The following is a 25,799-nucleotide window of genomic DNA, read 5'->3' as shown; positions in this document are numbered from 1 at the left end:
CTCCGCTGACACGGAACGAGGGGGGTCCGATCGGGCCTCCCTCGGTCGCGGCCCAGTATGGCACAGGGACCTGTCGCGTCCGGACCCCTTCGTCGCTCGTCCGGCTCAGGCCCCGTCGGCCTCGTCCAGCGCCTGGTGCAGCGCCTGCAGCGCCGCCACGGCGGACTGCGGGTCCGCCACGCGGTACCGGGCCACGGTCGGTCCCGCGCCGACCTTGACGGTGACGTCCGTCGGGTCGAGCGCCTCGAAGGCGTGCTCGTCGGTGACGTCGTCCCCGGCGTACAGCACGACCGGTGCCCCGAGCTCGTGGCGCAGGGCCTGCAGCGCCGTGCCCTTGTCGGCCGCCAGCACGGTCAGCTCGACGACGTCCTTGCCGTGCAGGGTCCCGACGCCGAGCTCGGCGCCCAGGGCGATCGCCTCCGCCTCGGCCGGCTCCGCGTCGGTCGGCTCGGCGAGCCGTGTGTGCACCACGACGGCGGTCGGCTTGGTCTCCACCCAGACGCCGTCGCGCCCGCGGGCGACCGCCGCGGCGCGCGCCCCGAGCGCGGAGAGCAGGTCGGCCTGCTCGTGGCTGAGCTCCACGACGTCGCGGTCCAGCCCGAACTGCGTGGTCCGGGCACGCTCGACGCCGTGGCTGCCCACCAGGAACGTGCCGGCGGGGACCTCCGCCAGCAGGTGCAGGTCGGCCATCGCCCGGCCGGAGACCAGCGCGAGCGCGACGTCGTCGCGGGCCGCCAGGGCGGCGAGCACCGCGACGCCCTCGGGGAGGATCCGCGACGCCCTCGGGTCGTCCTGCAGGGGCGCGAGGGTGCCGTCGAAGTCCAGCGCGACGAGCAGCGGGCGTGCGGCGGCGTCGTGCGCCACCCCCGTGAGCCGGTCGTGCAGGTCCGCCGGGACGCCGCCGCTCATGCGTCGTCCCGCACGGGGACGGCCGTCAGCGTCGCCAGGAACTGCTCGGACCACGCGGCGACGTCGTGCGTCAGCACCCGGCGTCGCAGGCGGCGCATGCGCTTGCGGGACTCGCGCGGGTCCATGTGCACGGCGTAGGTGATCGCGTCCTTCATGCCGTCGATGTCGTGGGGGTTGACCAGCACCGCCCCGACCAGCTCGTCCGCGGCGCCCGTGAACTCGCTGAGCACCAGGGCCCCGCGCTCGTCGGACCGCGCGGCGACGTACTCCTTGGCGACCAGGTTCATGCCGTCGCGCAGCGCCGTGACGAGCATGACGTCCGCGGCCAGGTAGAGGGCGGCCATCTCCTCCATGGGGAAGGACTGGTGCAGGTACTGCACGGGGGCGTGGCCGACCTGCCCGTGGTCGCCGTTGATGCGGCCCACCAGCAGCTCGACGTCGTCCCGCAGCTGCTGGTACGCCCCGACGTTCTCCCGGCTCGGGCTCGCCACCTGCACCAGGGTCGTGGAGGTCGCCGACAGCCGGCCGTCCTCCAGCAGCTCGCCGTACGCCTTGATGCGGTGCCGGATGCCCTTGGTGTAGTCGAGGCGGTCGACACCCAGCAGCAGGTGCTCGGGGTCGCCCAGCTCGCTGCGGATCTCCTTCGCCCGCCGCTGCACGGCCTCGGTGCGCGCGAGCTGGTCGAACGCGTGGGAGTCGATGGAGATCGGGAAGGCGGCGGCGCGGACGTGGCGCTGGTCGGGCGTGCCCTCGTCGACCGTGATCATCTGCCCGCGCGTCGTCAGGTCCGTCAGCCGCCGCACGATCCGCACGAAGTTGGCGGCGTCGCCACCACGCTGGAAGCCGATGAGGTCCGCACCGAGCAGCCCCTCGACCACCTGCTTGCGCCACGGCAGCTGCGCGAAGATCTCCAGCGGCGGGAAGGGGATGTGGTGGAAGTACCCGATGCGCAGGTCGGGGCGCAGCGCACGCAGGTACGCGGGCACCAGCTGCAGCTGGTAGTCGTGCACCCACACCGTCGCGCCGTGCGCGGCGTTGGCCGCCGCGGCCTGCGCGAACCGCTCGTTCACGCGCCGGTAGGCGTCCCACCACTGCCGGTGGAACTGCGGGGGCGCGATGACGTCGTGGTACAGCGGCCACAGCGTGTCGTTGGCGAAGCCCTCGTAGTACCGCTCGACGTCGGTCTCGGTGAGCATCACCGGCACGAGCTCGGTGCCGTCCACCTCGAAGGGCTCGAGCTCGAGCCCCGGGGACCCGCCCCACCCGACCCAGGCTCCGCTGGTCCGGGACATGACGGGGGCGAGCGCGGTGACGAGTCCACCGGGCGACCGGGTCCAGCTCGGTGCGCCCTCCTCGTCCAGGCTCACGTCGACGGGCAGGCGGTTCGCGACGACGACCAGCTCCTGGCCGTCGCGCGGTGCGTCGATGGGCACCAGATCAACTCCTTGCAGGGTCTCGCAGCCCGACCCTAGTCGTCCCACGGGTGACACGCTCGGGGTGGGGCCCACCGTCGCGCCTGATGACCGGCTAGGTTCGGCGTCATGGAGCGGATCGGTCTGACGCCGGGGTCGGAGGTCGGCGGGTACACGATCGTCGCGCCGCTGGGCTCCGGCGGCATGGGGACGGTGTACCGGGCGGTCGACGGCGGCGGCACCCGCGTCGCGCTGAAGATGCTGCACCCGCACGTGGGGTCCGACGCGGTCGTGCGGGCGCGGCTCATGCGGGAGGTCGCCGCGCTGCAGCGGTTGCGGCACCCCGCCGTCGCGGCCGTGCTGGACGCCGAGGCGGACTCGACCGAGGCCTTCCTCGTCACCGAGCTGGTGGCGGGCGACACGCTGACCGAGCACGTGCGCGAGCACGGGCCGCTGGGGCCGCAGGACCTGCTGACCCTGGCCGAGGGGCTGCGCTCGGCGCTCGCGGCGGTGCACGCGGCGGGCGTGGTGCACCGCGACCTCAAGCCGTCCAACGTGCTGGTGACCGACGGCGGTCCCGTGCTCATCGACTTCGGCCTGGCGCAGGGCGTGGACGACGACGCCGACCTCACCTCCGCGGGATTCGTGCTGGGGACGCCGGGGTACCTGGCCCCCGAGCTGCTCGACGGTGGCGAGGCCGGTCCGGCGACGGACCTGTGGGGCTGGGCCGCGCTGCTCGCGTTCGCCGCGACCGGTCGTGACCCGTTCGGCTCACGGCCCGTCGAGGCGGTGCTGGCTCGCGCGCGGTCCGGCGAGGTCGACCTCGAGGGCGTCGGGCCGCTGACGGCGGCCGCCGTCGCGGGCGCGCTGCGCCCGGACCCGGCCGACCGCACGGCTCCCGAGGACGTGGTGGCCGCGCTCCGGACCGTCGTCGCCGAGGGCGACCTGCCGGCCGGTGCGGCCGCCGCGGTGGTGCCCGCCGGCGGGCGCGGGGCGTTCGGCGGTGCCGCGGTGGTGGCCGCGGTCGCCGGCGCGACGGCCGCCGGCGCGACGGCCGCGGGTGCGGGGTCGCGTACGGACGTGGACGGCGCGGACGCCGCCGACGAGGACCTCGACGAGCCCGACGGCACCGACGAGGACGGCACCGACGAGGACGGCACCGACGAGGGCGGCGCTGACGCGGGCGGCGCTGACGCGGACGTCGTCGACGCGCAGGGCGCCGACCCTCACGACGATCTCGACGCCGCGGACCTCGACGACGCGGATCTCGACGCCGAGGGCCTCGAGGTCGTCGATCCCGACGTCGACGACCCCGCTGCCGCCTACCCCGACGCCGACGACGTCGATCCCGACGAGGGCGCTCTCGATCCCGAGGAGGACGCCGCCGACGAGCTGGACGACGACGAGCCGGACGACGACGAGCCGGACGACGACGAGCCGGACGACGACGAGCTGGACGACGACGAGCCGGACGACGACGAGCCGGACGACGACGAGCCGGACGACGACGTCGCCGGCGCCGAGGACCGGTGGGAGGAGGACGACCTCGCCACGGAGCTCGTCGCGCAGCGGCTGTCGCCGCAGGACACGCTGCGCACGGTGGCCGTCGCCACCGCGGGCGGGGCCGCCGCCGCGACCGCCTCGGCGGCACCGGCCACGACGCCGTCGGTCGCGCCCGCCGAGGCGCCGGTACGCGACGGCCACACCGTGGCCGTGCCGGTGCGGCGTCCCGCCCCGGTGCCGCCCCCGACGGTGGACGACGAGCCCGACGGTCACGACGACGTCGACGACGACGACGAGGACCCGGAGGGTGTCGGGTGGCTCGAGGACGACCTCGAGCGCTCGGAGGGGCCGGAGGGTGAGGGGTCCGGGTACGTGCGCCCGCCCGCGCGCCGCCGCTGGGGGTCGCTGCTGGCACTCGCCCTGGTGGTCGCGCTCGCGGGTGCCCGCGCCCCGCTGCTCACCCTGGCCGTCGTGCTCGTCCTGGTGGTGGTGGTCCGGACGGTGGGGACGGCCGTCGAGGCGATGCACACCCGGCGCGAGCGGCGCGGCGTGCGGCGGTCCGACGTGCCGGTCACCCTCGTGGGGACGCCCTGGTACCTGCTGCGGGCGGTGCTGGGCGTGCTGCCCGCGGTCCTCGTCGGCGGGTCCGTCGTCGTCATCGTCGGTGGCGTCGGATGGTGGCTGCTGGGGTCGGGGCGCTGGGCGATCGGCGGCTCACCGCCCGGCGAGGTGCCGCAGGGGCACACGGCGATGCTGGTCGTCGGTGCGCTGGTGGTGCTCGCGGTCGTCCTGCTGTGGTGGGGGCCGCTGTCGCGCATGACGCGCACCGGGGCGCGGCGGACCCTGGCCGCGGTGGCGCCCGGCCCCGTCGGTGCGCTGGTCGTCGTCGTGCTGGCGCTGGTCGCGGCGCTGCTGCTGGCCGACGGTGTGCTCGACGTCCGGCCGATCAGCTGGTGGCCCGTCGACCCCCCGCGTCTGCCGGCCGCCTGAGCCCGGGACCTTTCGCGGGGGTCCGCGCCCGGCGGCTGCCTCTACCCTGGGTCGCGTGCACGTGACCTCGGACCTGCGGACGGCCGCCGGCCTGCACGCGCGCGCCCCCGTGACGGGTGCGCTCGGTGCGGCGGTGGCGGTCGCGTCGATCGTGCTCGGGGCCCAGGGTCGCGTGCTGCTGCACCAGTGCGTCACGGCCGACGGGCCCCTGGCGTCGCTCGGCGTCAGGCTCGCCGTGCTGCGCTCGGCGGCGGAGTGCCCCGACGGCACCCTCGGGCTCGGTCCCGCGTCGCACGGCGCGGTCCTGCTGCTCAGCGTCGCGGCGCCCGTCGTGGCGGCGCACCTGCTGCTGACGGCCGCCGGGCTGGGCCTCGGCGTCGTGGCGCGGCGCGGCCTGCGCGCCGCAGCCCGGGTGGCCGCCCGCCTGCTGCCGGTGCCCGCGACGGCCGGCCTCCCCGCGGTCCCCACGCGCGCCTCGGCGGTGCCCACGGGCCCGCCCGCGCGGGTCCGGCGCGACCGCCGCCACGACCCCGCGCGTCCCCGGCGCGGGCCGCCGGCGCACTGACGCGCCCTCGCCCGCACCCCTCCGCCGGGACCTCCCGGCCCCCGAACCCAGGAGCACCCATGCCCAGCAACGACCCCCGTCCCACCAAGTCGCAGCGCCGCGAGGACGCCCGAGCCAAGGCGCTCGCCATGCGCCAGGAGCAGGAGCGCAAGGCCAAGCGCACCCGGATGATCGCGATCACGGGCCTGATCGCCGCCGTGGTCGTCCTCGGCGCCGTCATCTTCATGATCGTCCGCCAGGGCCAGGCGAACGCCGAGGCCTACGCGGACGTCGTCTACGCCGCCGGCACCAAGGACACCGTGGTCCCGGCTCCCGAGGACGTCGAGGCCCCGGAGGCCGCCGACGCGGCCGGAGGCATCCCGATCAGCGCCGCCGGCGTCGGGGAGGCGGGCGAGGACGACGTCGTCGTCGAGGTGTACTTCGACTTCATGTGCCCGTGGTGCGGGAAGTTCGACCGCGCCAACTCGGCCGAGCTCGACGCGCTGGCCGCCGGTGAGGGCGTCACGGTCGTCTACAAGAACATCGCGTTCCTCGACGGGCAGTCCCAGGGCACGTTCTTCTCGACGCGCGCCGCCAACGCCGCCGCCGTCGTCGCCGCGGAGGACCCGGAGCACTACAGCGACTTCGTGACCGCCGTGTTCGAGGAGGAGCCCCAGGAGGGCACCGTCGGCATCAAGGACAGCCGCCTCGCGGAGATCGCGGTCGAGGTGGGTGTGCCGCAGGAGGTCGCCGACATGTTCACCGAGACCGTCGACGGCACCTACGAGGTCGCGACGTCCGACGACGCGACCGAGGAGCGCGAGGGCACGTGGCGCCGGTACGCGCCGTTCGTCGCCTCGGCCACGCAGCAGGCCGCCACGGACCTCGACGGGCTCAGCACCCCGACCGTCCTCATCGACGGCCAGAAGTGGGAGGGCGACCTGTACACGCCCGGCCCGCTCACGCAGGCCGTGCTCGAGGCCGTCGCCGCCAAGGGCTGACCGCACGCCACCGGCGCCCGTCCTGCGGGGCGGGCGCCGGTCGCGTCCCGGCCGGTACCCTGGCCGCCTCGCCTCCTTAGCTCAGCTGGCCAGAGCAGCTGTCTTGTAAACAGCAGGTCGTCGGTTCGAATCCGACAGGGGGCTCCACCAGTGCCCGGGGCTCACGCCCCGAGCGCCTCGCGCAGGCGTGCGACGTCGTCGGCCTGCGTCTGCGCAGGCGTCTCCACGACGGCGTCGCAGCCGGCCTCCCGCACGACGTGCGCGATGAGGTCGGGCGGGATCGTGCCGTCGGCGAAGCCCGCGTGCCGGTCCCGGCTCGACCCCTGCGGGTCCCGCGACGAGTTGGCGTGGACGAGGTCGATGCGGCCCGTGATCGCCGTGAGGCGCTCGACGATCGTCTCGAGGTCCTCGCCCGCCGCCCAGGCGTGGCAGGTGTCCAGGCACACGCCGACGTCGTAGCCGCCGATCGCGTCCCACAGCATCGCCCAGCGGTCCAGGGTGCGGGCGCACGCGTTCTCCCCGCCCGCGGTGTTCTCCACCAGCACGCGCACCGGGAACGTGGCGCGCTCGAACGTCTTGCGCCAGTTGTCGATGCCCGTGGCGACGTCGTCGCCGTCGCCGACGTGCCCGCCGTGCACCACCAGGCCCCGCGCGCCCAGGTCCGCGGCGGCCGCGGCGTGCTGGGCGACCATGGTGCGGCTCGGGATGCGGATCCGGTTGTTGGTGGACGCGACGTTCACGAGGTACGGCGCGTGGGCGTAGATCCCCAGCCCGGAGGCGATCAGGTCGTCGGCGTCCGGCCGGCGGACCGGCTTCTTCCAGCCCTGGGGGTCGGCGAGGAACAGCTGGACCGCCTGCGCGCCGACGCGCTCGGCCTCGACCAGCGGCTCCGTACCGCGCACGTGCGCCCCGATCAGCACCACGAGAGCCTCCTTCGTGCCGCGCACCGGTCGTGCACGGCGGTCACAGGGACGGACCGGTCTCCTCCAGCAGCCGCAGCGCCGCGCTCACCCGGGGGTTCAGCGCGGGCGCGGCGTCGATGCCGAGCGTCGAGTACACCGCGTACACGTGGTTCTGCACCGACTTCTCGGTGATCTTCAGCCGGTCCGCGATGCCCGCGTTCGACAGCCCCTGCGCCAGCAGGCGCAGCACCTCGTACTGCCGGTGCGTCAGCCGTGCGACCGTCGACCCGGCGCGGGGCGACACGCGCTCCAGCAGCGCGGGGTCGAGCACCGTCTCCCCGGCCGCGGCCGCCCGGACGGCGTGCAGCAGCGCGGACTCGCTGGTAGTGCTCGTCTTCGACAGGTAGCACCAGCCGTGCGCCACGTCCCGCGGCAGGTCCAGCAGCAGCTCCATCGCGTCGTGCGCGGAGAGCAGGAGCACTCCCAGGTCGGGCTGCGCGCGGCGCAGCACGACGCCCAGGGCGATGCCGTTGCCGTCCGGCAGGTCGATGTCGAGCACCACGACGTCGGCGGCGCCGGGCGTCAGCACGCGGCGGGCCTCGGTCACGGTGCCGACGGCGGCCACCACCTCGAGGTCGCCGGCGTCCGTGAGCGTGCGCTCGAGCATCGTGCGGAACAGCGGCTGGTCCTCGACGAGGGCGACGCGCAGGCGGCGTTGGGAGGTCGGCATCATCGTGACCAGTATGGTCACGGCGGGGGTCGTCGTGGCGGCGACGCGCGCCGCGGTCCGTCCGCGGCGCCCGGAGGGGGCGGGTGGCGGTGGTCCGGGACGTGGCTGCGGGTGTGCGCGAGCAGGACGAGGCCGCCGACCGGAGCGCCCTCCTGCGCGGCGCCGGCGTCATCGCCCTCGGCTACGCCGTCGGGGCGTCCGTCCAGAGCGCGTGGATCTACTCGGAGCTCGTGCCGGACTGGGCGGACGTGCAGCTGTGGCGCCGTCTGGCCGCCAACGGCGTCGCCGTGGTCGGGCTCGTCGGGGCGCTCGCCGTCCTGGGGGTGCACCGGGTCCGGGGGCTGCCGACGATCGCGGCACGCCTGGTGATCGCGGCGGCCACCATGGCGTGGCTGCGCACGGTGCTGCAGGTGCTGCTCGGCGTGCACCCGTCCGACGGCGTGCGGTCCCTGAGCGCCGAGCTGGTCACGGGTGCCGTCATCGCGGTGATCGCCGGGTCCGCCGGCGTGTGGGTGATGGTGGCGGGCCGCCGGGCCCGGGCATCGGCGCGGGCCGCCGAGCGGGAGGCGATGAGCGTGGAGCTCGCGGTGCGTGCGCTGGAGACCGAGGAGATCCGGGTCCGTCGCCAGGTCGCCGAAGGGCTGCACGGCACGGTGCAGCAGCGGCTGCTGCTCGTCGACGCCCGGTTGGCGGCCGCCCAGGACGCCGCCGCGCAGAGCGCGCCGTCCGTCGCGGACGAGATCGCGTGGGCGCGGGCCGAGCTGGCCGAGTCCCGGGAGCGCGACGTTCGGCGCGTCAGCCGTCTGCTGTACCCGGAGCGGCTGGAGATGGGGGTCGCGCCGGCGGTGCGCGCGCTGCTCAGTCGCCTGCCGGCGACCATCGCGACCCGCCTGGAGGTCGGGGTCGGGCTGCGGGAGGTCGACGACCCCTCGCTCGTCGGGCTCACGGTCGCGGAGCGGCTGCTCGCGGTGCGGGTGGTGGAGGAGGCCGTGACCAACGCGCTGAAGAACGGTCCGCCGTCCGCGGTGGAGGTGCAGCTCGACGTCGTGGACCACGAGCTGCTCGTGCGGGTGGAGAACGACGGCGCCCCGTTCGAGCCGCCCGCGGTGTGCGACCCGGTCTCCGGGACGTCGCGCCTGGACCAGCGGCTGCGGCTGGCGGGCGGGCGGCTGGCGGTGTCGCGCCGCGAACCGACGGGGGCGGTGGTCGAGGCCACCCTGCCGCTGGGTCTCCTGCCCCCCGACGGCGGCTGAGGCCGGCCGCACCGGAGCCCCTCGGGACTCACTCCACGGGGGCCAGGTCGGGCCTCTTGGGCACCCGCAGGTTGCCCGACGACGTGCGGCGCAACCGTCGCGTCGCCCACGGGTACGCGTACTCGCGCAGCCAGCGGGCGTCGGCACGGGCCTGCACCATGCGCGGGACGGGGGGCAGCGGCGCGAGCGGGTCGTCCCAGTCCTCACGGTCGGGCGGCAGCCCGAGCGCGACCAGAGCCGCCTGCGACACGCGGGCGTGCCCGTCGGTGGTGAGGTGGATCCGGTCCTCGGACCACAGGCGCCAGTCCAGCAGGCTGCGCATCCCCCAGGGGTCGACGACGTACGCGCCCTGGCGCCGCGCGATGGACCAGACGTGCGCGTTGAACACGCCGGCCCGCATCCGGGTGGCGCGGACCAGAGGGCTCTCGCGGGCGTCGAACCCCGTGCTCAGCAGCACGTCGACGCCCCGGGCGCGCACGGCCGCGACGGTGCGCTCCAGGTCCGCGGCCACCCCGTCCACGTCCACGGCCGGGCGCAGGATGTCGTTGCCGCCCCCGACGATGCTCACCAGGTCCGGCTCCATCGCGAGGGCCGCGGGCACCTGCTCGGTGAGGATCGGGCGCATGAGGCGGCCGCGGACGGCCAGGTTCGCGTACTCGAGCGGCGCGAGCCCGGCGGCGGTGCGGCGCCGCGACAGGTGCGAGGCCAGCAGGTCGGCCCAGCCGCGCAGCGGTGCGTCGGGGCCCGCGGGGGCGTCCCACAGACCCTCGGTGAAGGAGTCGCCGCAGGCGACGTAGCGCGTCCAGCGCGGTGCGCCTGCGGGCGGGGCCGCGGGGTCGGGCGTCGGGGTGGGACGGGACGCGTCGGGCGAGGACGTCATCCCCCCATCATGCGACGTACCGGGCGTCGCGGTGGGCGGATCCGGCACGGGCGGTGCGGCGGGCCGGGGTCGGCCGCCGACGGCAGCGGTCGGGGCGCCGCTCACGGCAGTCGCCAGTCCACGGGGTCCGCCCCCTGCTCGCGCAGCAGCGCGTCGACCGCGGAGAACGGGCGTGACCCGAAGAACCCGCGGGACGCCGACAGCGGGCTCGGGTGGGGGCCGGCGACGACCGGGACGTCACCGAGCGCCGGCCGCAGCTGCTGCGCGTCACGGCCCCACAGCACCGCCACCAGCGGGCCGCCCCGCTCGACCAGCGCCGCCACCGCGCGGTCGGTGACCTGCTCCCAGCCCTTGCCGCGGTGCGACGCGGGGGCGCCCGGCCGCACGGTGAGGACGCGGTTGAGGAGCATGACGCCGCGGTCCGCCCAGGGGGACAGGTCGCCGCTGGTGGGCTGCGGCACGCCGACGTCCGCCACGAGCTCGCGGAAGACGTTCTGCAACGAGCGCGGGAGCGGGCGGACGTCCGGCTGCACCGAGAACGACAGGCCCATCGGGTGGCCGGGGGTGGGGTAGGGGTCCTGCCCGACGACCAGCACGCGCACGTCGGCCAGCGGGCGGCGGAACGCGCGCAGCACGTCGTCCCCCGCGGGCAGGTAGCCGCGCCCGGCGGCGACCTCCGCGCGCAGGAACCGTCGGGCGGCGCGCAGCGCGGGCTCGACCGGGGCCAGGGCGCGCGCCCAGTCGGGCGCGACGAGGTCGTCCAGAGGTGCCTCCACGGGGTGGCACGCTACCCGCGCGGTCGAATGACACCCGTGTGGTTCGCCGCGTACGATGCCGGGCGGAGCACCGACGGCACTGCGCGACGAGGAGGAGCCATGGACGGCACGGCCACCCACGCGGTCGCGGACGACCTGCGCGCCGACGAGCGCGGCACGGACGGGCTCAGCGAGCGGGACCGGCAGGTCCTGGCGTTCGAGCGGCAGTGGTGGAAGTACGCCGGCGCCAAGGAGCAGGCGGTCCGCGAGCTCTTCGACATGTCGGCCACCCGGTACTACCAGCTGCTCAACGCGCTGATCGACGACCCCGCGGCCCTCGCGCACGACCCGATGCTCGTCAAGCGGCTGCGTCGCATGCGCTCGTCCCGCCAGCGGGCACGCACCGCCCGCCGCCTGGGCACCGAGGCCTGAGTCGCCCGGCGTGCCCGGAACGTCCCGGTACCGCGCGGCCTCCGGCGCCCTCGGCGGCGGGGCGCGTCCGGTGGCCCCTGACGAGCCGTTAGCCTTGCGGCCGTGAGCAAGGCGGACTACCCCTACCCCGAGGACGAGTTCGACGCGATCTCGCCCGACGCGCCGACCGGCGTCCACCGTGCGCCCCGGTCCGCGTGGAGCCGGTGGTGGCCCTTCCTCGTGGTGCTGCTGGTCGTGCCGGTGCTGGCGTACGGCGCGGTCGAGTACCTCTCCCGCACCGGTGACCTGCCGCAGTCCGGCGGCGGCACCTCGCAGGAGCAGCCGGAGGTCCCCGCCGAGGAGGACGCGACCGGGGGTGAGGGCGACGGTACCGAGGCGCCCGAGGGTGAGGCCGAGGCCCCCGTGCCGGAGGCGACCACGCCCGCTCCCGAGCCCGTGCTGACGACGCCCGTGGCGGTGCTCAACGGTGCGCGTGTGTCCGGCCTGGCGGGCCGGGTGGCGGACGAGCTCACCGCGGCAGGCTTCACCGACGTGACGCCCGACAACGCGACCACCGCCCTGCCTGCCGAGTCCACCGTCTACGTCGCGTCGGAGGACCTGCGCCCGACGGCCGATCTCGTCGCGGCCACCACCGGCGTCCCGACCGTCGAGGTCGCGCCCGACCGGGCCGACGGTGGCATCGTCGTCCTGCTCGTCACCGACCCGGACGCCTGAGCCACCGGGTCCTCGCCGACCCGTCCCAGCCGTTCGGGGGTCGGTCGGCCCGCTGCGTGTCCCCCCTGCACAGACCCTTTCGAGCGCCCGCCCGCGCGGCTAGGCTCCCTCGCAACCGGGCGCCAGCGGAGCGTCCCGGTCACCAGGACGTCGAGGAGCGCGGCATGGCCCAGGGCACGGTCAAGTGGTTCAACGCGGAGAAGGGGTTCGGGTTCATCACCCCGGAGGGCGGTGGCCAGGACCTCTTCGTCCACTACAGCGCGATCCAGGTCGACGGGTACCGGACGCTCGAGGAGGGTCAGGCCGTCGACTTCGAGGTCGGTCAGGGCACCAAGGGCCCGCAGGCCGAGCAGGTGCGCCCGGCCTGACCCGCGGCGGGTGCCGCCGACCCGTGCGGTCGGCGCCGCCGGCGTGACCTGACGTCGTCGCAGGTCCGACGCGACGACGTCAGGTCACGTGACGACGTCAGGTCACGCGACGACGTCACGTCGCTCGCCGACGTCAGGTCAGGCCGCGCGACCCGCGTTCGGGGGTCGCGCGCTCCAGCGCGTCGATCGCCAGCAGGACGCACGCGGCGCTCCACCCCAGCGGCGCGACCGCGGCCGGGCTGCCGTCGGCGAGCACCTTCTCCGGGATGGCGCCCGACGAGGTGCGGTGGCGGTCCACGACGTCGAGCCACCGCAGGGCCCCCGCGACGTCGCCCTGCTCGGCCGCCACCCACGCGTACAGCGTGGTCTGCGGCGTCCAGGACACCCCGTCGCGCCGCCAGCCCCCGCCCGGTGCGAGGCCGCGCGCGGGGCGCAGCATCGACGTGACCGAGGCACGCCAGGCCGCCGCGGCGTCGTGCGGGGCGGTCGACCAGAAGGGCGTGAGGACGAAAGCGCTCGCGGCGTCGGGCACGCCCCGCGTGGCGTAGCGGCCGTACCCGGTCGCCCCGAACGCGTCGACCACCGCCCGCCGCGCGCCCTCGGCCGCCGCGGCGGCCTCGGCGGCCGGACCCGGGCGGCCGGCGGCCTCGAGGACCACTGCCGCCTGCTCGAGGCCCGCGACCAGGGGTGCGGCGGTCCCGAGCGTGACCTCGACCTCGGGGACCTCCCAGTAGTCCGGTGACGCCGGCGGCAGCCCGTCGGCCACGAGGGCGAGCGCGCGCCCGGCCGAGCGCTCCACCAGCGGGGCGAGCCGCTCGGCCGTGGCGGTGCGCCGGTCGGCCGGCGCCTCGGCCAGCACGAGCCCGGCCGCCCACATCGCCCAGCCGGTGCCGTCGGTCTGCAGGCCGCGGTCGTCGGGCGGGCCCGACCCGTCGGGCAGGTAGCGCGCCTCGAACGACCCGTCCGCCTCCTGCACGCGCGCCAGGAAGTCGAGGACGGCCAGTGCGTCCTCGAGGTGCCCGGTGCGGGCCAGGGCCACCGCCACGAACGACGAGTCGCGCGGCCACACGTACCGCCACTTCTCCGACCAGCCGGCCACGACGACGCCCTCGGCCACGGTCAGCGAGTGCAGGTCCAGCAGCGCCGCGCGGGCCAGCTCCTCGTACGGGCCCCCCGCACCGGGGACCTCGCCCGCCGCCACCCAGGTGCGCTGGGCGCCCGCCGCCTGCGTGGCCGCGCGCGGGCCCAGGGCTGCGGCCGTGGTGGGCGTCGCGCCGAGGGCACCCGCCAGGACGGCGGCCGCCGGGTCCGGCACGCGGGTGCCGGGCAGGAAGACGGCGAGGGCGTCGGCGGGGACCTCCGCCCGGGCGCCGTCCGGCAGCACCGACACGGCCTGCTGGTAGAGCGCGATCCGGGCGTGGTCCGTGGCGGTCACGTCGACCGCGGTGCCGCCCACCCCGGCGCCGACCCCACCCACGGCACCCGATCCGGTGGCGTCCAGGCGGGTCGCGTCCACCGGCGGTCGCGCGGCTGACGGCGCGCCGGTACCCGCGGCGGCGAGCAGCGCGCCGACCAGCACGAGCACCGCGCAGGCGCGCAGGCGCCGGGCGCGGCTCACGACGGCGGCGTCGGGCACGACTGAACACTAGGGCTTCGCCCCGGGCGGATGTCCAGGTCCCACCAGCTGCTTGCACTCGGAGGGGGCGAGTGCTAACCATGGAGTTAGCACTCTCCAGGTGAGAGTGACAGAATCACACCCGGCCGTCAGGTGAGGGTCGTCGTGGGCGTGACGTGAGCGCCCGTGACGGTCCGTCCGTCGCGGGCACCGACCGGCCACCCACGAACCGGAAGAAGGATCACAGCCCCATGGCCAAGATCATCGCCTTCGACGAGGAGGCCCGGCGGAGCATGGAGCGCGGGCTCAACGTGCTCGCCGACACCGTCAAGGTCACCCTGGGCCCGAAGGGCCGCAACGTCGTGCTCGACAAGAAGTGGGGCGCGCCGACGATCACCAACGACGGCGTCTCCATCGCCAAGGAGATCGAGCTCGAGGAGCCGTTCGAGAAGATCGGCGCCGAGCTCGTCAAGGAGGTCGCGAAGAAGACGGACGACGTCGCCGGTGACGGCACGACGACCGCGACCGTCCTGGCCCAGGCGCTGGTGCGCGAGGGTCTGCGCAACGTCGCCGCCGGTGCCAACCCGATCGCCCTGAAGAAGGGCATCGAGAAGGCCGTCGAGGCCGTCACGGCGCAGCTGCTGCTGCAGGCCAAGGAGATCGAGACCAAGGAGGAGATCGCCGCCACGGCCGCCATCTCCGCCGGTGACCCCGCGATCGGCGAGCTCATCGCCGAGGCCCTCGACAAGGTGGGCAAGGAGGGCGTCATCACCGTCGAGGAGTCGAACGCCCTCGGCCTGGAGCTCGAGCTCACGGAGGGCATGCGCTTCGACAAGGGCTTCCTGTCGGCGTACTTCGTGACCGACCCGGAGCGCCAGGAGGCGGTCCTCGAGGACGCGTACGTCCTGCTCGTCGAGTCCAAGGTCTCGAACGTCAAGGACCTGCTGCCGCTGCTGGAGAAGGTCATCCAGGCCGGCAAGCCGCTGCTCATCGTGGCCGAGGACGTCGAGTCCGAGGCGCTGGCGACGCTCGTCGTCAACCGCATCCGCGGGATCTTCAAGTCCATCGCCGTCAAGGCGCCGGGCTTCGGCGACCGCCGCAAGGCGATGCTGCAGGACATGGCCGTCCTCACCGGTGGCCAGGTCGTCTCCGAGACCGTCGGCCTCAAGCTGGACCAGGTCGGCCTCGAGGTGCTCGGCACCGCGCGCAAGGTCGTCGTGACCAAGGACGAGACCACGATCGTCGAGGGTGGCGGCGACGCGACCCAGATCGCCGGTCGGGTCAACCAGATCCGCGCCGAGATCGAGAACTCGGACTCGGACTACGACCGCGAGAAGCTGCAGGAGCGCCTCGCCAAGCTCGCCGGCGGCGTGGCCGTCATCAAGGCGGGCGCGGCCACCGAGGTCGAGCTCAAGGAGCGCAAGCACCGCATCGAGGACGCCGTGCGCAACGCCAAGGCGGCCGTCGAGGAGGGCATCGTCGCCGGTGGTGGCGTGGCGCTCATCCAGGCCGGCAAGCTCGCGTTCGAGAAGCTCGAGCTCGAGGGTGACGAGGCGACCGGTGCCAACATCGTGCGCGTCGCGATCGAGGCCCCGCTCAAGCAGATCGCCATCAACGCCGGCCTCGAGGGCGGCGTCGTGGCGGAGCGTGTCCGCAACCTCCCGGCCGGCCAGGGCCTCAACGCCGCGACCGGCGTGTACGAGGACCTGCTCGCCGCGGGCGTCAACGACCCGGTGAAGGTCACGCGCTCCGCGCTGCAGAACGCGGCGTCGATCGCGGCCCTGTTCCTCACCACCGAGGCCGTCGTGGCCGACAAGCCGGAGAAGTCGGCTCCTGCCGGCCCCGGCGGTGGCGAGGACTTCGGCGGCGGTTTCTGATCCGCTGAGCACCACCTGAACGGTCCGACGGCCGGTCACCCCGATGGGGTGGCCGGCCGTCGGCGTTCGTGCCGGGCGCGCTCAGCGCTCGCCGGGTGCGGGCGGCGCGGCCGGGGGATCCCACGGCGACGCGCCGGGGGCCGGCGGGACCGGGCCGGCGGGGGAGGAGTCGTACGGCGAGGCCGGGGCGCCGTAGCCGGGGGCGGCGGGGGTGGTGTCGCCGTAGCCCGGGGCGGTGCCGCCGTAGGCCGGTGCGGGGGCGCCGTAGCCGGTGCCGTAGCCGTACGGGGCTGCGCCGGGGTAGCCGGCCGCGCCGCCGCCGGGCATCTCGCCGGTCGCCAGCGCGAGCCGTGCCTCGGCCTCGCGCAGCCGGCGCTCCACCGGCCACTCCGTGAAGGCGAACATGATGAGGAAGACGACGTTCGCCACCGGCACCAGCATCAGCAGCCCGTGCCAGATCGTCCACCCGGCCTTGCGGGCGACCCGCATGTACAGGTAGATGCCGAACAGCAGGAACGCGACGTACAGGGCGCCCACGAGGACGATCCCGACGACCTCCCCGGCGCCGGGGCCTGTGTCGTAGGTCGAGTAGTCGTACGTGCTGGCGTGCATGGATGCTCCTTCTCGGGCCTGGTGGGCGCGGGAAGGTTACCGTCCGGGCGGGTCGGGCTGCTGCCGCCGTCCGGGGTGCCGGGCGCCGCCGGACGGGACGGGGTCAGGCGGCCTGCGCGAGGCGGGTCGCGAGCGACAGGGCCTGGGGGAGCGCCTCGAGGTACGTACGGCCGACCTCGTAGGCGTCCAGCCCGGTGGCGGCGAGGGACTCGGTGTCGTTCTCCTCCTGCGCGAGCACGGCCGCGAGGACCTGGCCGTACCGGCCACCGTGGTTCTCCAGGGCGTCGGCCACGGCCGCGGAGACCCCTGTCCGCGCGACCACCTGCCCCACGGGCAGCCGGAGGTGGGCGGCGACGGCCGACAGCAGGCCGACCGTGTACGCGGTGTCGTCCCCGCCCAGCGCGCCGCACGCGTGCGCGCGGGTCAGCAGGAACCAGAGCGTCTCCATCGACGTGGGCGTCGTGCCCACCAGGGCGGCGGTCGCCAGGGCGGTGAGCCGGCGCGGTCCGACCATCATCACGGCGAGCTGCACCGAGTCCACCTTGTGGCGCACGCCGGAGGCGGACGAGTTCACCAGGTGCAGCACGCGGATCGACAGCTCGGGGTCGCTCTCGACCGTGCGGCTGTACGCCACCGGGTCCGGCTGGGGCTCCGACAGCTGCCGCAGCAGCTCGAAGCACTGGATCTCGCCGGCCCCGAAGGTCCGCCGCTCCTCCGGGGGCTGACGCTGCAGCACCAGCGGGCCCTGCAGCAGCTCGGCGCCCGCCTCCAGCGCCGCGGTCACGCGGGGGCGCGTCGTCGCCTTGTCGGCGACCACCACGGCGCCCGCCGCCGACGCGCGCTGCACCAGCTCGGTGAGCAGGTGGGGCGGCAGGGAGCTGTCGACCTTGACGAGGTGCGCGTACGGCAGCAGCGCGTCCTGCACCGGGTCGCCCGCGTAGTCGGCCAGCGAGACCCGCACGGCGGCGTCGGTGAGGGCGGCCAGGCGCCCTGCGGCACCGGACGCGAGCTGGTGGTGGGCCGGCACCTCGAGGATCATCCCGTGCGGCAGGTCCAGCACGCCGGGCGCCGCGAGCAGCTCGTGGGTGGCGCGCACCACCAGCGGACGGGTGCCCGCGATGCGGGCCAGGTCCACCGTGCGCAGGACCGCGTCGACCAGGTGCTCGACCGACTCCTCGGCGACCTCCTGCCCGTCGGGACCGGCCACGACCCCGCGCACGGCGTACGCGAACACGCTGCGGTCCGGGTGCACGACGGCCTGGCGCTGGATCATCGCGCCTGCGCGCGTCACGGGTGCGCTGCTCACTCGTCATCCTCCTGGGGGGTGGACCACGTGGGCCCGGGGGCCGCCGCGCCTCGGTTCGTGCGGGCGGTACGGGGACCGCGTCAGCCGAGCGGGGCCCGGAGCGGGTGGTCGGAGTCGAGCACCACCTGGGCGACGCGGCCGTCGCGCGGGTGCACGACGAGCGGCGCGAGCAGGTTCGCGGTGGGGCGGTCGCGGTCGTCGTCGGCCGGGTGCACGACCGCCAGCAGGACCGGTGCCCCGTCCTGCTCGACGTCCAGACCGAGGGCGGCGAGCCCGCCGGCCGGCAGCTCGGGTGCGTAGTCGGGGAAGAAGGCGTGCGGCTCGACGGCGAACAGCCGGACGGCGGGGCCGTCGGACGGCTCCGAGCGCAGCGCGAACAGCACCCCCGTGCCGTCGAGCGGGTCCAGCGCGTACGCGTCGTGCCCCGGCAGGCCGGGCAGGCCGCCCGGGACGCGCAGCGTCGCCGGCACCTCCCGCGGCCCGGCGGGCGTGGTGACGGTGACCAGGGCCTCCTGCACGGCGGTCACCGCAGGAAGTCCATGAGCGACGGCTGCAGGACCTTGGCGGCCGCGCCGAGGGCGCCGCGGTAGGCGACCTCCTGGCTCTGGACCTGCAGGATCACCTCGGCCAGATCGACGTCCTCGACGCCGGAGACCTGCTGGGTCAGGGTGAGCGACCGCGTCGCCAGCACGTCCTTGGCCTCGAGGACCTGGTTGTGCCGCGCGCCGACGGAGGCGACCTGCTCGAGCATCGCGGACACGTGGCCGTCGATGGCCGTGATCCCGGCGGACATGTCGCTGTCGCCGGACCGGATCGCTGCCGCCAGCGCGTCCAGCGCCGCGAACGCCGACGTGGGACCGGTGCCGAAGACGGCGGAGCCGTCGGCGTCCACCCGCACGGTCGACTCCGAGCCGACCTGGCGGGTGACCGCGGCGCCGGTGCCGTGCCACGCGTAGCCGGGCGGCGTGGTGGTGGTGTCGGTGGTGAAGGCGGGCCCCGCGGTGGTGCCGGCGAAGACCTGGCGTCCGGAGTACGTGGTGTTGGCCTGCTGCAGCAGGGAGTCGCGCCGTGCCTCGACCTCGGCGGCCAGCGCCTCGCGGGCGTCGGGGCCGAGGGCGCCGGAGCCGGCGCGGACCGCGAGGTCACGCGCGCCGCGCATGATCGACAGCGACTGGGTCAGGGCCGTGTCCACCGTGGCGAGCCACGCGTCGCCGTCGGCGACGTTGCGCTGGTGCTGGGCGGTGGTGCGCTGCTCGGCGCGCAGCCGCAGCAGGTCGTGCGCGCCGGACGGGTCGTCCGACGGCACGGAGATCTTGGTGCCGCTGGACATCTGCGCCTGCAGCCGGGCGGCCGCGTGCAGGTTGGCCTGCAGGTTCGCCAGGGTCGAGCGCTGGACGGTCGCGTGCGTGATGCGGGTCATGACGTCACCTCCCCACGATGCCGGTGCGGTTGATCAGGGTGTCGAGCATCTCGTCGATCGCGGTGAGCACCCGGGCGGCGCCCTCGTAGGCCCGCTGGAACGCGAGCATGCTCACCGTCTCCTCGTCGAGGTCGACGCTGGCGCCGGCCAGCTGCTGCTGCTCGGCCGCGGCGAGCGCGGTGCCCGCGACGGTCGCGCGCGACACGGCGCCGGACGTGCGCACACCCAGGTCGGCGACGTCGGAGCGCCACCGCGCGTCGGGGCCGTCGGCCGAGGCCCCCAGCGCGGCGATGCGGGTGGCGACCGAGCCGTCGTACGCACCCGCCCCGGCGGTGCCGGCGCCGATCTGCGCGCCGCTCGTCAGGGCGACGGTGAGGCCGAGCGCGGGCGGCTGCCCCGCGGTGACGGTGAAGAAGTCCCCGCCCGGTGCGCCGCCGGGGGTGACGGCGCCGCGGTGCAGCGCGTTCACCTGGTCGGCGATGGTGGTGGCGAGCGCGTCGTACCCGGCCGCGGCCTCGGTGAGCAGGCCGCCGCGGTCCGGCGGGGCCAGCACCGACAGCAGGCCGGCCACGCGCCCGCCCTCGAGCCCGGCGGGCTGTTCCGGCCGGTCGGCCCACACCACGGAGACGGCCTGACCACCCGTGGCCTGCGCGAACGACCCGGCGCCGGCGACCGCCAGGCGACTGGCGTCCTTCCCCGTCACCAGGGCGTTGCCGCCGACCAGGACGTCGACCTGCCCGTTCTGCCGCACGCGGGTGGTGGCGCCGACGAGCCCCGCGAGCTCGGTGACGAGCAGGTCGCGCTGGTCGGCCAGCTCGTGCGCGGTGCCGCCGGAGTTCTCGATCGCGAGGATCTGCTCGTTGAGCCCCGCGAGGGACTCCGCGGCGGTGTTGACCCGGTCGACCAGGGCGGACGTCGTCGAGCGCGCCTGCTGCCACTGCGTGCGGGCGTCGGAGTACAGGGTGGCCAGGCGGGTGGCCACGGCGGTGCCGCGCTCGAGCAGCACGGCCCGGGCGGCCCCCTGGTCGGAGCCGTTGGCGACGTCGGCCCAGCCGCTCCAGAAGTCGGAGAGCTGGCCGGCGAGCCCCGTGCCTGCGGGTTCCCCGATGCTCTTCTCCAGCGTCGTGTGGGCGTCGGCGCGGGCGGCCAGGTACGCGGCGCTGCTGCCGGCCGAGCGGACCTTGGCGTCGAGGAACACGTCGCCCAGCCGGTCGACGGACGCGGTGCGGGTGCCCTGGCCGACGCCGGGGGACGTGGCGAACATGGCCGGGACGCTCTGGCCGGCCACGGGCACGAGGGTGGCGCGCTGGCGCGTGTAGCCCACGGTGTTGGCGTTGGCGACGTTCTGGGCGGCGACGTCGAGCGACTGCCGCTGGGCGATCAGCGAGCTCAGCGCGGTGCTCACTCCGGAGAAGGTGCTCACGGGTGCTCCTAGATCGACTGGTCGACGAGCCGGGCGGGCGAGCCCGCGGCACCGGTGTGCCGGCCCTGGCCGTCGTAGGTGCGGACGGTGTCCTGCAGGGAGGCGAGCGTCTCCTGCGCGGCGCGGTGGGAGACGGCGAGCAGCTCGCGGTTCCCGTCGGCGAGCGCGGCGATCTCCGCCGTCAGCGAGGCGAACGCGTCGCGGTGCGCGCGCAGCAGGTCGTCCCAGGGGGCGGGGGCGTGCGCGGCGATCTCCGCGAGGCCCGCGCCGGGCTGCACGCCGACGTCCCGGGCGGCCTGGTCGGCCTCGAGCGCGCGGCCGAGCTCGGCGGTGCGGATCTCGTCGAGCACGGTCTCGACCTCGCGGGTGGCGTGGCCGAGCCACCGGGTACGCCCGGAGGAGAGGACGAGCTGCTCGGTCTCGAGCTTGAACAGCAGGAGCTCCAGGAGGTGCCGCTCGCGCCACAGGACCTCGGACAGCTGCTCGAGCGCGGGCCTGGGGCCCATCCGTCCCACCTCCTCCGACCGGCGCGGGGTGCGCCTGCCTGTCCTCCCCCCATCGGCCGCAGGGCCCGGAACCTGACGACTTCCGCGGCCACGTTCCGCGCCGGGGTGCACCCCATCGTCGGGCATGCGCTCTCCCGCGGTGCCTCCGAGGCCCTGACCTGGTCATGTGTCCATCACCCGAGACGATGTGATCTGCATCACACCGCGGTGCACGACGCGGTCGAGCGGTGAACCAGTTCGATCACTTTTCGCCCTCTCCCACCGTGCGAAACCGGGCAGGCCGTGGCAAGCGCTTGCAGGAGCCTCTGGAACAGCACCCGCTCGGGTCGTCAACTCCTGCGCGGGGCGCGCCGAGCACAACTGTGTGAACGTGAACACCGCGGCCGACGTCGCCGAGCTCGTCGAGGCCCACCTGCCCCTCGTCGGCTACAACGTGTCCGAGGTGCTGCACCGCGTGCCGCCGACGGTCAGCCGCGACGAGCTGGCCTCGGCCGGCGCCCTGGCCCTGGTGCTGGCCGCCCGGGCCTACGACGCGTCGACCAACGTGCCGTTCGCCCGCTACGCCAGCCTGCGCATCAAGGGCGCCCTGCTCGACGAGCTGCGGTCGATGGACTGGGCGAGCCGCGGCGCCCGGCGCCGCAGCCGCGAGGTCGAGGCGGCCGCCGACCGGCTGCGCGGGGCGCTGGGCCGCACGCCCAGCCGCGGGGAGATCGCCGAGACCCTGGGCGTCGCGGTCGCCGCGGTCGACGACGCGCGCGCCGACGCCGAGCGCCGCGTCATGTCCCTCGACGTGCCCGGCACCGCGGTGGCGGACAGCGTGCGCGACACCGACCGCACCCCCGAGGAGCAGGTGCTGGCCACCGAGCGGGTGCACTGGCTGCGCGCCGGCGTGCAGGAGCTGCCGGACCGGCTGCGGACCGTCATCGCGGGCCTGTACCTCGAGGACCGCTCGATCGCCGAGATCGCCGACGACCTGGGCGTGACGCAGTCCCGCGTCAGCCAGCTGCGCACCGAGGGCCTCGCGCTGCTGCGCGACGGCTTGAACTCCGCGTTCGACCCCGACCTGGTGGCCGCGCCCGAGCGCCCCGACGGCGTGGCGGAGCGCCGCCGGCAGGCGTACTACGCGGCCATGGCCGCGCGCGCCGCGCTGGGCGCCGCCCACCTCGACGCCGTGCCCCGCCAGCGCGACGGCCTCGGGCGCACCGCCGACCTGGTCGGCTGAGAACTCCCGGCCGGATCTCACCCGCGGCGACTCCTACGTCCCGCGGGGCACCGGCCGATGAGCAGGACGTGCCCACGGATGGGCCGACCGTGACCCGACTTCAGGAGGAATAAGAACCATGGGTCTCTCGATCAACACGAACCTCGCGGCGCTCAACGCGTACCGCAACCTCGGCACCACGCAGGGCGACCTGTCGAAGTCGCTCGAGAAGCTGTCCTCGGGTCTGCGGATCAACCGCGCCGCCGACGACGCCGCCGGCCTGGCGATCTCCGAGGGTCTGCGCGCGCAGATCTCCGGCACCAAGCAGGCCGTGCGCAACGCGCAGGACGGCATCTCCGTCGTCCAGACCGCGGAGGGCGCGCTCACCGAGACGCACTCCATCCTGCAGCGCATGCGCACGCTGTCGGTGCAGGCGGCCAACGACGGTGGTCTGTCGGACAAGGCGAAGCTGAACATCCAGGATGAGATGGACCAGCTCACGGACGAGATCGACCGGATCGCCGCGACGACCCAGTTCAACGGGACGCCGCTGTTGGACGGTGAATACAACAAGGGCTTCCAGGTTGGGGCGAACACCGCGGACTCCGACCGCATCGAGGTGTCGATCACGAAGATGGACGCCGAGACGCTCACTGTCGGCAACCTTGCGGTCGCCAACAGGGAGGCAAGCGACGGCGAGGACGCGCTCGTGGCAAACGCCAAGGGTGCTATCCAGGCGATCGATATCGCCATCGGCATGGTCTCCGACGAGCGTTCCAAGCTCGGTGCCATCCAGAACCGCTTCGACCACACCATCAACAACCTCAACGTCGCGGTGGAGAACCTGTCCGCGTCGGAGAGCCGCATCCGTGACACGGACATGGCGCAGGAGATGGTGTCGTTCACGCGGGCGCAGATCCTGTCGCAGGCCGGCACCGCGATGCTCGCGCAGGCCAAGAACCTGCCGCAGTCGGTGCTGCAGCTCCTGCAGTGAGGCACCCGGTCGCCGTGAGGTGACCACCGGCACGACCCCGCGACCGGCGGTGGGTGGACGCACGTCCCCCGCCGCCGGTCGCACACCCGGGCGGTGACGCCCACGGCAGACGGGAACCGAGCATGGCGACGATCGACGGCATCGTGAGCGGTCTGGGCACCGGGGCGCTCATCGACAGCCTCATCGCCCTGCAGGCGGGCCAGCAGACCCTGCTGTCCCAGAAGAAGGCGACCGCGTCGTCCATGGTCACGGCGCTGCAGGCGCTCAACACCAAGGTCGCCTCGCTGGCCGAGCACGCCGCCACCGCCGCCAAGCCGGCGACGTGGCAGGCGGTCACCGCGGCCGTCACGCAGCCGGGCACCGCCACCGCCGCCCCGGGCACCACGCCCGGCGCCCCGGGCGCCGGCGCCGCGGGCGCCACGGCCACCGTGCGCACCGGTGCGCAGATCGGCACGCTGTCGTTCCGCGTGACCGCGGTCGCGCAGTCCCAGGCCTCCCTCGTGGAGCTGCCCGCGACGTTCGCGTCCACCACCCCCTCGTTCACGATCACCCGCGGCGGGCAGGACGTCACCGTCACCGCCGCGTCGTCCTCGGTGCCCGACCTGGTCGACGCCTTCAACGCCCCGGGCACCGGGGTGCGGGCCACCGCGGTCAAGGTCGCCGTGCTGGACGGCGAGGGCCGCGCGACGGGCGAGACCACGTACCGCCTGCAGCTCACCGGCACCGAGACCGGTGCGGCCCACGCCTTCACGGTCGCCCACGACGGGGCGGACCTGACCCTGGGGTCGGTGCGCACCGCGTCCGACTCGGCCATCACCCTGTTCCCCGGGTCGCCGTCCGAGCAGACCCTCACGTCGGCGTCCACGACGTTCGAGGGCGTCATGACCGGTGTCGACTTGGTGGTCACCGCCGTCACCGCCCCGGGTGCCGAGCCCCTCACGCTCGACGTCACCCGCGACCAGGCGGCCGCGCGCACGCTCGCCGCGGGCCTGGTCACCAACCTCACCACGGTGCTCTCCGAGATCGGATCGCGGACGCGCGCGACCACGGGGACCGCCGCGGACGGCGGCACCCTGGTCACCGGCGGGATCTTCGCCGGCAACACCGCCGTCCGCCTGCTGCAGCAGAACATCCTGGCCCAGGGCTCGATGCCCGTCGGCGGCACGTCACCGTCCGACGTCGGCATCGTCCTCGGCAAGGACGGCACGTTCACGTTCGACCAGGCGGTGTTCGACGCAGCGATGGCGGCCGACCCCGAGAAGGTCGCCACCGTGCTCCAGGGCGTCGCCGCCCGCCTGGCCGAGACCGCCAAGGCGGCGTCGGACCCGATCAGCGGCACCCTCACCCTGTCCGTCACCGCCCAGCAGGGCACCGTGCGCGACCTGGGCGACCGCATCGCCGAGTGGGACGACCGCCTGGCCGCCCGCCGCGCGTCGCTCGAGCGCACCTACGCCAGCCTGGAGACCACGCTGTCCGGCCTGCAGTCGCAGGCCGGGTACCTGTCGAGCTACCTGGCGAGCAGCAACCCGAGCACGTCCAGCTGACCCCCGGAGGAGCCATGTACGACGCCCGGAGCCGGTACGTCGCGGCCGCGGTGCAGACCGCGAGCCCCGCGCGGCTGCTCACGATGCTCGCCGACCGCCTGGTCCTCGACGTCGAGCGCGCTGCCCAGGCCCTCGCCGAGGATCGCCGCGTGGACGCCACGCAGCACCTCGCGCACGCGCAGGACATCGTCGCCGAGCTGGCCGCCAGCCTCGACGTGCAGGAGTGGGACGGCGGCCCGCAGCTGCTGTCCATCTACACGTGGCTGCTGCGCGAGCTGCTGGCCGTGTCCAGCGGCGGGGACGCGGTGCGGCTGGACGGCTGCCGGCAGATCGTCGCCGAGCTGGCCCGCACCTGGCACGACGCGGCCGACGTGGCCGCCGCGCCGGCACCGGCCGACCCGCCGACGGCCGCGCCGAGCGGCCTGCTCGGCGTCGGCTGACCACCACCGTGACCATGACCCCGGCGTCCCGCGAGGCCACGTTCCGCACCTGCTGGGACCGCGCGCTGGCCGACCTCGAGCTCGAGGTCGAGCACGCCGAGGAGCTGCTGCGCGTCGCGCACCTGCCCGCGCCGCAGGACGTCGCCCAGCGCGCCGCCTGGCACCCGCCGGCCGACCTGGGCCCGCTGCCCGCGTCCCTGGTCGCGCGCGCCCGCGCGCTGCACGCCCGGCAGCTGGACGTCGCCCGCCGGCTGGCCGAGCAGGCCGCCGTCTCGCGCCGGCACCTGGCCGCGGCCACCGCGCTGCGCGAGCGTCCGCCCGCGCAGCCGGTGTACCTCGACCTCGAGGGCTGAGCGGCCCCGGAGCCGGTCCGCGGGCGCCGTCGACAGTGCCGTCGACAGTGCAGCCCGGTTCGCCTGCGCCGGACGGGTGAAGTGCGGGCCCGCGGCCCCGGACCCCTCACGTCCG

At 75.3% G+C, this 25,799-nt stretch carries 26 protein-coding genes and 1 tRNA gene; 14 read left to right on the top strand and 13 right to left on the bottom strand.

All coding sequences use genetic code 11. From position 1 onward, the window contains the following. Positions 1 to 105: 105 nt before the first annotated feature. Entirely contained in the window at positions 106 to 909 is an 804-nt protein-coding gene (otsB, locus tag J1G43_RS15175; RefSeq protein ID WP_207340471.1) for a trehalose-phosphatase, read from the bottom strand. Beyond that, on the bottom strand, positions 906 to 2,342 hold the full coding sequence (locus J1G43_RS15170) for a trehalose-6-phosphate synthase (RefSeq protein ID WP_207340472.1): 1,437 nt from the start codon (positions 2,340 to 2,342) through the stop codon (positions 906 to 908). Before J1G43_RS15170 ends, otsB begins: the two co-directional genes overlap by 4 nt. 108 nt (positions 2,343 to 2,450) lie before the next feature. Here J1G43_RS15170 and J1G43_RS19160 point away from each other — a divergent pair, with 108 nt between their 5' ends. The 4 genes from J1G43_RS19160 (at position 2,451) to J1G43_RS15150 (ending at position 6,506) form a co-directional block, all read left to right on the top strand. Then, the gene (locus J1G43_RS19160) at positions 2,451 to 4,814 is read left to right on the top strand and encodes a serine/threonine-protein kinase (protein WP_242635842.1); all 2,364 of its coding nucleotides are present in this window, start codon (positions 2,451 to 2,453) and stop codon (positions 4,812 to 4,814) included. Positions 4,815 to 4,869: 55 nt separating this feature from the next. Continuing rightward, positions 4,870 to 5,379, top strand: a complete 510-nt coding sequence (locus J1G43_RS15160; RefSeq protein WP_207378769.1) for a hypothetical protein — start codon at positions 4,870 to 4,872, stop codon at positions 5,377 to 5,379. Between the two features lie 59 nt (positions 5,380 to 5,438). Next, complete coding sequence (locus J1G43_RS15155; RefSeq protein ID WP_207340474.1) at positions 5,439 to 6,359, top strand: DsbA family protein; 921 nt, start codon at positions 5,439 to 5,441, stop codon at positions 6,357 to 6,359. Positions 6,360 to 6,429: 70 nt separating this feature from the next. Further along, positions 6,430 to 6,506: transfer RNA gene (locus J1G43_RS15150), tRNA-Thr, on the top strand. A gap of 14 nt (positions 6,507 to 6,520) precedes the next feature. On the opposite strand, the gene J1G43_RS15145 is transcribed toward J1G43_RS15150, so the two are convergent. Both J1G43_RS15145 and J1G43_RS15140 read right to left on the bottom strand, forming a co-directional pair. After that, entirely contained in the window at positions 6,521 to 7,282 is a 762-nt protein-coding gene (locus J1G43_RS15145; protein ID WP_207370924.1) for a deoxyribonuclease IV, read from the bottom strand. Between the two features lie 40 nt (positions 7,283 to 7,322). Then, positions 7,323 to 7,994 carry a response regulator transcription factor gene (locus tag J1G43_RS15140; RefSeq protein WP_207340476.1) on the bottom strand — a complete coding sequence of 224 codons (672 nt, stop codon included), beginning with the start codon at positions 7,992 to 7,994 and terminating at the stop codon, positions 7,323 to 7,325. 98 nt (positions 7,995 to 8,092) lie between these two features. On the opposite strand from J1G43_RS15140, the gene J1G43_RS15135 reads away from it, so the two are divergent. Beyond that, entirely contained in the window at positions 8,093 to 9,244 is a 1,152-nt protein-coding gene (locus tag J1G43_RS15135; protein WP_207340477.1) for a sensor histidine kinase, read from the top strand. A 28-nt stretch (positions 9,245 to 9,272) separates the two neighbouring features. Here J1G43_RS15135 and J1G43_RS15130 read toward each other — a convergent pair whose 3' ends face one another. Both J1G43_RS15130 and J1G43_RS15125 read right to left on the bottom strand, forming a co-directional pair. Further along, entirely contained in the window at positions 9,273 to 10,124 is an 852-nt protein-coding gene (locus J1G43_RS15130) for an SGNH/GDSL hydrolase family protein (protein WP_207340478.1), read from the bottom strand. Positions 10,125 to 10,225: 101 nt separating this feature from the next. Then, entirely contained in the window at positions 10,226 to 10,900 is a 675-nt protein-coding gene (locus J1G43_RS15125) for a uracil-DNA glycosylase (RefSeq protein WP_207378768.1), read from the bottom strand. Between the two features lie 99 nt (positions 10,901 to 10,999). On the opposite strand from J1G43_RS15125, the gene J1G43_RS15120 reads away from it, so the two are divergent. The 3 genes from J1G43_RS15120 (at position 11,000) to J1G43_RS15110 (ending at position 12,393) form a co-directional block, all read left to right on the top strand. Further along, positions 11,000 to 11,311 (top strand): DUF3263 domain-containing protein, encoded by a 312-nt coding sequence (locus J1G43_RS15120; RefSeq protein ID WP_207340480.1) that lies wholly within the window; start codon positions 11,000 to 11,002, stop codon positions 11,309 to 11,311. Positions 11,312 to 11,413: 102 nt separating this feature from the next. Continuing rightward, positions 11,414 to 12,025 (top strand): LytR C-terminal domain-containing protein, encoded by a 612-nt coding sequence (locus J1G43_RS19695; protein WP_207340481.1) that lies wholly within the window; start codon positions 11,414 to 11,416, stop codon positions 12,023 to 12,025. Positions 12,026 to 12,189: 164 nt separating this feature from the next. Continuing rightward, positions 12,190 to 12,393, top strand: coding sequence for a cold-shock protein (locus J1G43_RS15110; RefSeq protein WP_207340482.1), 204 nt, complete (start codon positions 12,190 to 12,192; stop codon positions 12,391 to 12,393). A 133-nt stretch (positions 12,394 to 12,526) separates the two neighbouring features. Here the strand turns inward: J1G43_RS15110 and J1G43_RS15105 are convergent, their stop codons facing one another. Next, positions 12,527 to 14,029, bottom strand: a complete 1,503-nt coding sequence (locus J1G43_RS15105) for a glycoside hydrolase family 15 (RefSeq protein WP_207378767.1) — start codon at positions 14,027 to 14,029, stop codon at positions 12,527 to 12,529. Positions 14,030 to 14,259: 230 nt separating this feature from the next. Here J1G43_RS15105 and groL point away from each other — a divergent pair, with 230 nt between their 5' ends. After that, positions 14,260 to 15,885, top strand: coding sequence for a chaperonin GroEL (gene groL, locus J1G43_RS15100; protein ID WP_207340484.1), 1,626 nt, complete (start codon positions 14,260 to 14,262; stop codon positions 15,883 to 15,885). A gap of 81 nt (positions 15,886 to 15,966) precedes the next feature. On the opposite strand, the gene J1G43_RS15095 is transcribed toward groL, so the two are convergent. From J1G43_RS15095 to flgN, 6 genes are all read right to left on the bottom strand, one after another. Beyond that, a complete protein-coding gene (locus tag J1G43_RS15095) occupies positions 15,967 to 16,497 on the bottom strand; it encodes a hypothetical protein (protein WP_207378766.1) in 531 nt (176 codons plus the stop codon). Between the two features lie 103 nt (positions 16,498 to 16,600). After that, positions 16,601 to 17,803 carry an EAL and HDOD domain-containing protein gene (locus J1G43_RS15090; RefSeq protein WP_207340486.1) on the bottom strand — a complete coding sequence of 401 codons (1,203 nt, stop codon included), beginning with the start codon at positions 17,801 to 17,803 and terminating at the stop codon, positions 16,601 to 16,603. An 80-nt stretch (positions 17,804 to 17,883) separates the two neighbouring features. Continuing rightward, positions 17,884 to 18,330, bottom strand: a complete 447-nt coding sequence (locus J1G43_RS15085) for a flagellar assembly protein FliW (protein ID WP_207340487.1) — start codon at positions 18,328 to 18,330, stop codon at positions 17,884 to 17,886. Continuing rightward, positions 18,327 to 19,223 carry a flagellar hook-associated protein FlgL gene (gene flgL, locus J1G43_RS15080; RefSeq protein ID WP_207378765.1) on the bottom strand — a complete coding sequence of 299 codons (897 nt, stop codon included), beginning with the start codon at positions 19,221 to 19,223 and terminating at the stop codon, positions 18,327 to 18,329. The genes J1G43_RS15085 and flgL overlap by 4 nt, the downstream gene beginning before the upstream one ends. A gap of 4 nt (positions 19,224 to 19,227) precedes the next feature. After that, complete coding sequence (flgK, locus tag J1G43_RS15075) at positions 19,228 to 20,646, bottom strand: flagellar hook-associated protein FlgK (protein ID WP_207378764.1); 1,419 nt, start codon at positions 20,644 to 20,646, stop codon at positions 19,228 to 19,230. Between the two features lie 8 nt (positions 20,647 to 20,654). Further along, positions 20,655 to 21,152 carry a flagellar export chaperone FlgN gene (flgN, locus tag J1G43_RS15070; protein WP_207371313.1) on the bottom strand — a complete coding sequence of 166 codons (498 nt, stop codon included), beginning with the start codon at positions 21,150 to 21,152 and terminating at the stop codon, positions 20,655 to 20,657. 364 nt (positions 21,153 to 21,516) lie between these two features. On the opposite strand from flgN, the gene J1G43_RS15065 reads away from it, so the two are divergent. The 5 genes from J1G43_RS15065 to J1G43_RS15045 all read left to right on the top strand — a co-directional run bounded on the left by J1G43_RS15065 (position 21,517) and on the right by J1G43_RS15045 (position 25,684). Beyond that, on the top strand, positions 21,517 to 22,374 hold the full coding sequence (locus J1G43_RS15065; RefSeq protein ID WP_249670760.1) for a sigma-70 family RNA polymerase sigma factor: 858 nt from the start codon (positions 21,517 to 21,519) through the stop codon (positions 22,372 to 22,374). A 118-nt stretch (positions 22,375 to 22,492) separates the two neighbouring features. Beyond that, positions 22,493 to 23,347: a flagellin gene (locus J1G43_RS15060; RefSeq protein ID WP_207378763.1), complete on the top strand. Its 855-nt coding sequence runs from the start codon at positions 22,493 to 22,495 to the stop codon at positions 23,345 to 23,347. 122 nt (positions 23,348 to 23,469) lie between these two features. After that, entirely contained in the window at positions 23,470 to 24,891 is a 1,422-nt protein-coding gene (gene fliD, locus J1G43_RS15055; RefSeq protein ID WP_207378762.1) for a flagellar filament capping protein FliD, read from the top strand. 14 nt (positions 24,892 to 24,905) lie between these two features. After that, positions 24,906 to 25,331 (top strand): flagellar export chaperone FliS, encoded by a 426-nt coding sequence (gene fliS / locus J1G43_RS15050; RefSeq protein ID WP_207371316.1) that lies wholly within the window; start codon positions 24,906 to 24,908, stop codon positions 25,329 to 25,331. A gap of 14 nt (positions 25,332 to 25,345) precedes the next feature. After that, complete coding sequence (locus tag J1G43_RS15045; protein ID WP_207340494.1) at positions 25,346 to 25,684, top strand: hypothetical protein; 339 nt, start codon at positions 25,346 to 25,348, stop codon at positions 25,682 to 25,684. The last annotated feature ends 115 nt before the right edge of the window (positions 25,685 to 25,799 follow it).

Source organism: Cellulomonas sp. zg-ZUI22 (genome assembly GCF_017353535.1).
GTDB classification, from domain to species: domain Bacteria; phylum Actinomycetota; class Actinomycetes; order Actinomycetales; family Cellulomonadaceae; genus Cellulomonas; species Cellulomonas wangleii.
This window is presented reverse-complemented; position numbering and strand designations above follow the sequence as displayed.

What these genes read in the sequence shown, in the direction of transcription:
- otsB (WP_207340471.1), bottom strand. Translation starts at nt 909, where the DNA reads ATGAGCGGCGGCGTCCCGGCGGACCTGCACGACCGGCTCACGGGGGTG.
- J1G43_RS19160 (WP_242635842.1), top strand. Translation starts at nt 2,451, where the DNA reads ATGGAGCGGATCGGTCTGACGCCGGGGTCGGAGGTCGGCGGGTACACG.
- J1G43_RS15155 (WP_207340474.1), top strand. Translation starts at nt 5,439, where the DNA reads ATGCCCAGCAACGACCCCCGTCCCACCAAGTCGCAGCGCCGCGAGGAC.
- J1G43_RS15140 (WP_207340476.1), bottom strand. Translation starts at nt 7,994, where the DNA reads ATGATGCCGACCTCCCAACGCCGCCTGCGCGTCGCCCTCGTCGAGGAC.
- J1G43_RS15130 (WP_207340478.1), bottom strand. Translation starts at nt 10,124, where the DNA reads ATGACGTCCTCGCCCGACGCGTCCCGTCCCACCCCGACGCCCGACCCC.
- J1G43_RS15120 (WP_207340480.1), top strand. Translation starts at nt 11,000, where the DNA reads ATGGACGGCACGGCCACCCACGCGGTCGCGGACGACCTGCGCGCCGAC.
- J1G43_RS15110 (WP_207340482.1), top strand. Translation starts at nt 12,190, where the DNA reads ATGGCCCAGGGCACGGTCAAGTGGTTCAACGCGGAGAAGGGGTTCGGG.
- groL (WP_207340484.1), top strand. Translation starts at nt 14,260, where the DNA reads ATGGCCAAGATCATCGCCTTCGACGAGGAGGCCCGGCGGAGCATGGAG.
- J1G43_RS15095 (WP_207378766.1), bottom strand. Translation starts at nt 16,497, where the DNA reads ATGCACGCCAGCACGTACGACTACTCGACCTACGACACAGGCCCCGGC.
- flgL (WP_207378765.1), bottom strand. Translation starts at nt 19,223, where the DNA reads ATGACCCGCATCACGCACGCGACCGTCCAGCGCTCGACCCTGGCGAAC.
- flgN (WP_207371313.1), bottom strand. Translation starts at nt 21,152, where the DNA reads ATGGGCCCCAGGCCCGCGCTCGAGCAGCTGTCCGAGGTCCTGTGGCGC.
- J1G43_RS15060 (WP_207378763.1), top strand. Translation starts at nt 22,493, where the DNA reads ATGGGTCTCTCGATCAACACGAACCTCGCGGCGCTCAACGCGTACCGC.
- fliD (WP_207378762.1), top strand. Translation starts at nt 23,470, where the DNA reads ATGGCGACGATCGACGGCATCGTGAGCGGTCTGGGCACCGGGGCGCTC.
- fliS (WP_207371316.1), top strand. Translation starts at nt 24,906, where the DNA reads ATGTACGACGCCCGGAGCCGGTACGTCGCGGCCGCGGTGCAGACCGCG.
- J1G43_RS15045 (WP_207340494.1), top strand. Translation starts at nt 25,346, where the DNA reads ATGACCCCGGCGTCCCGCGAGGCCACGTTCCGCACCTGCTGGGACCGC.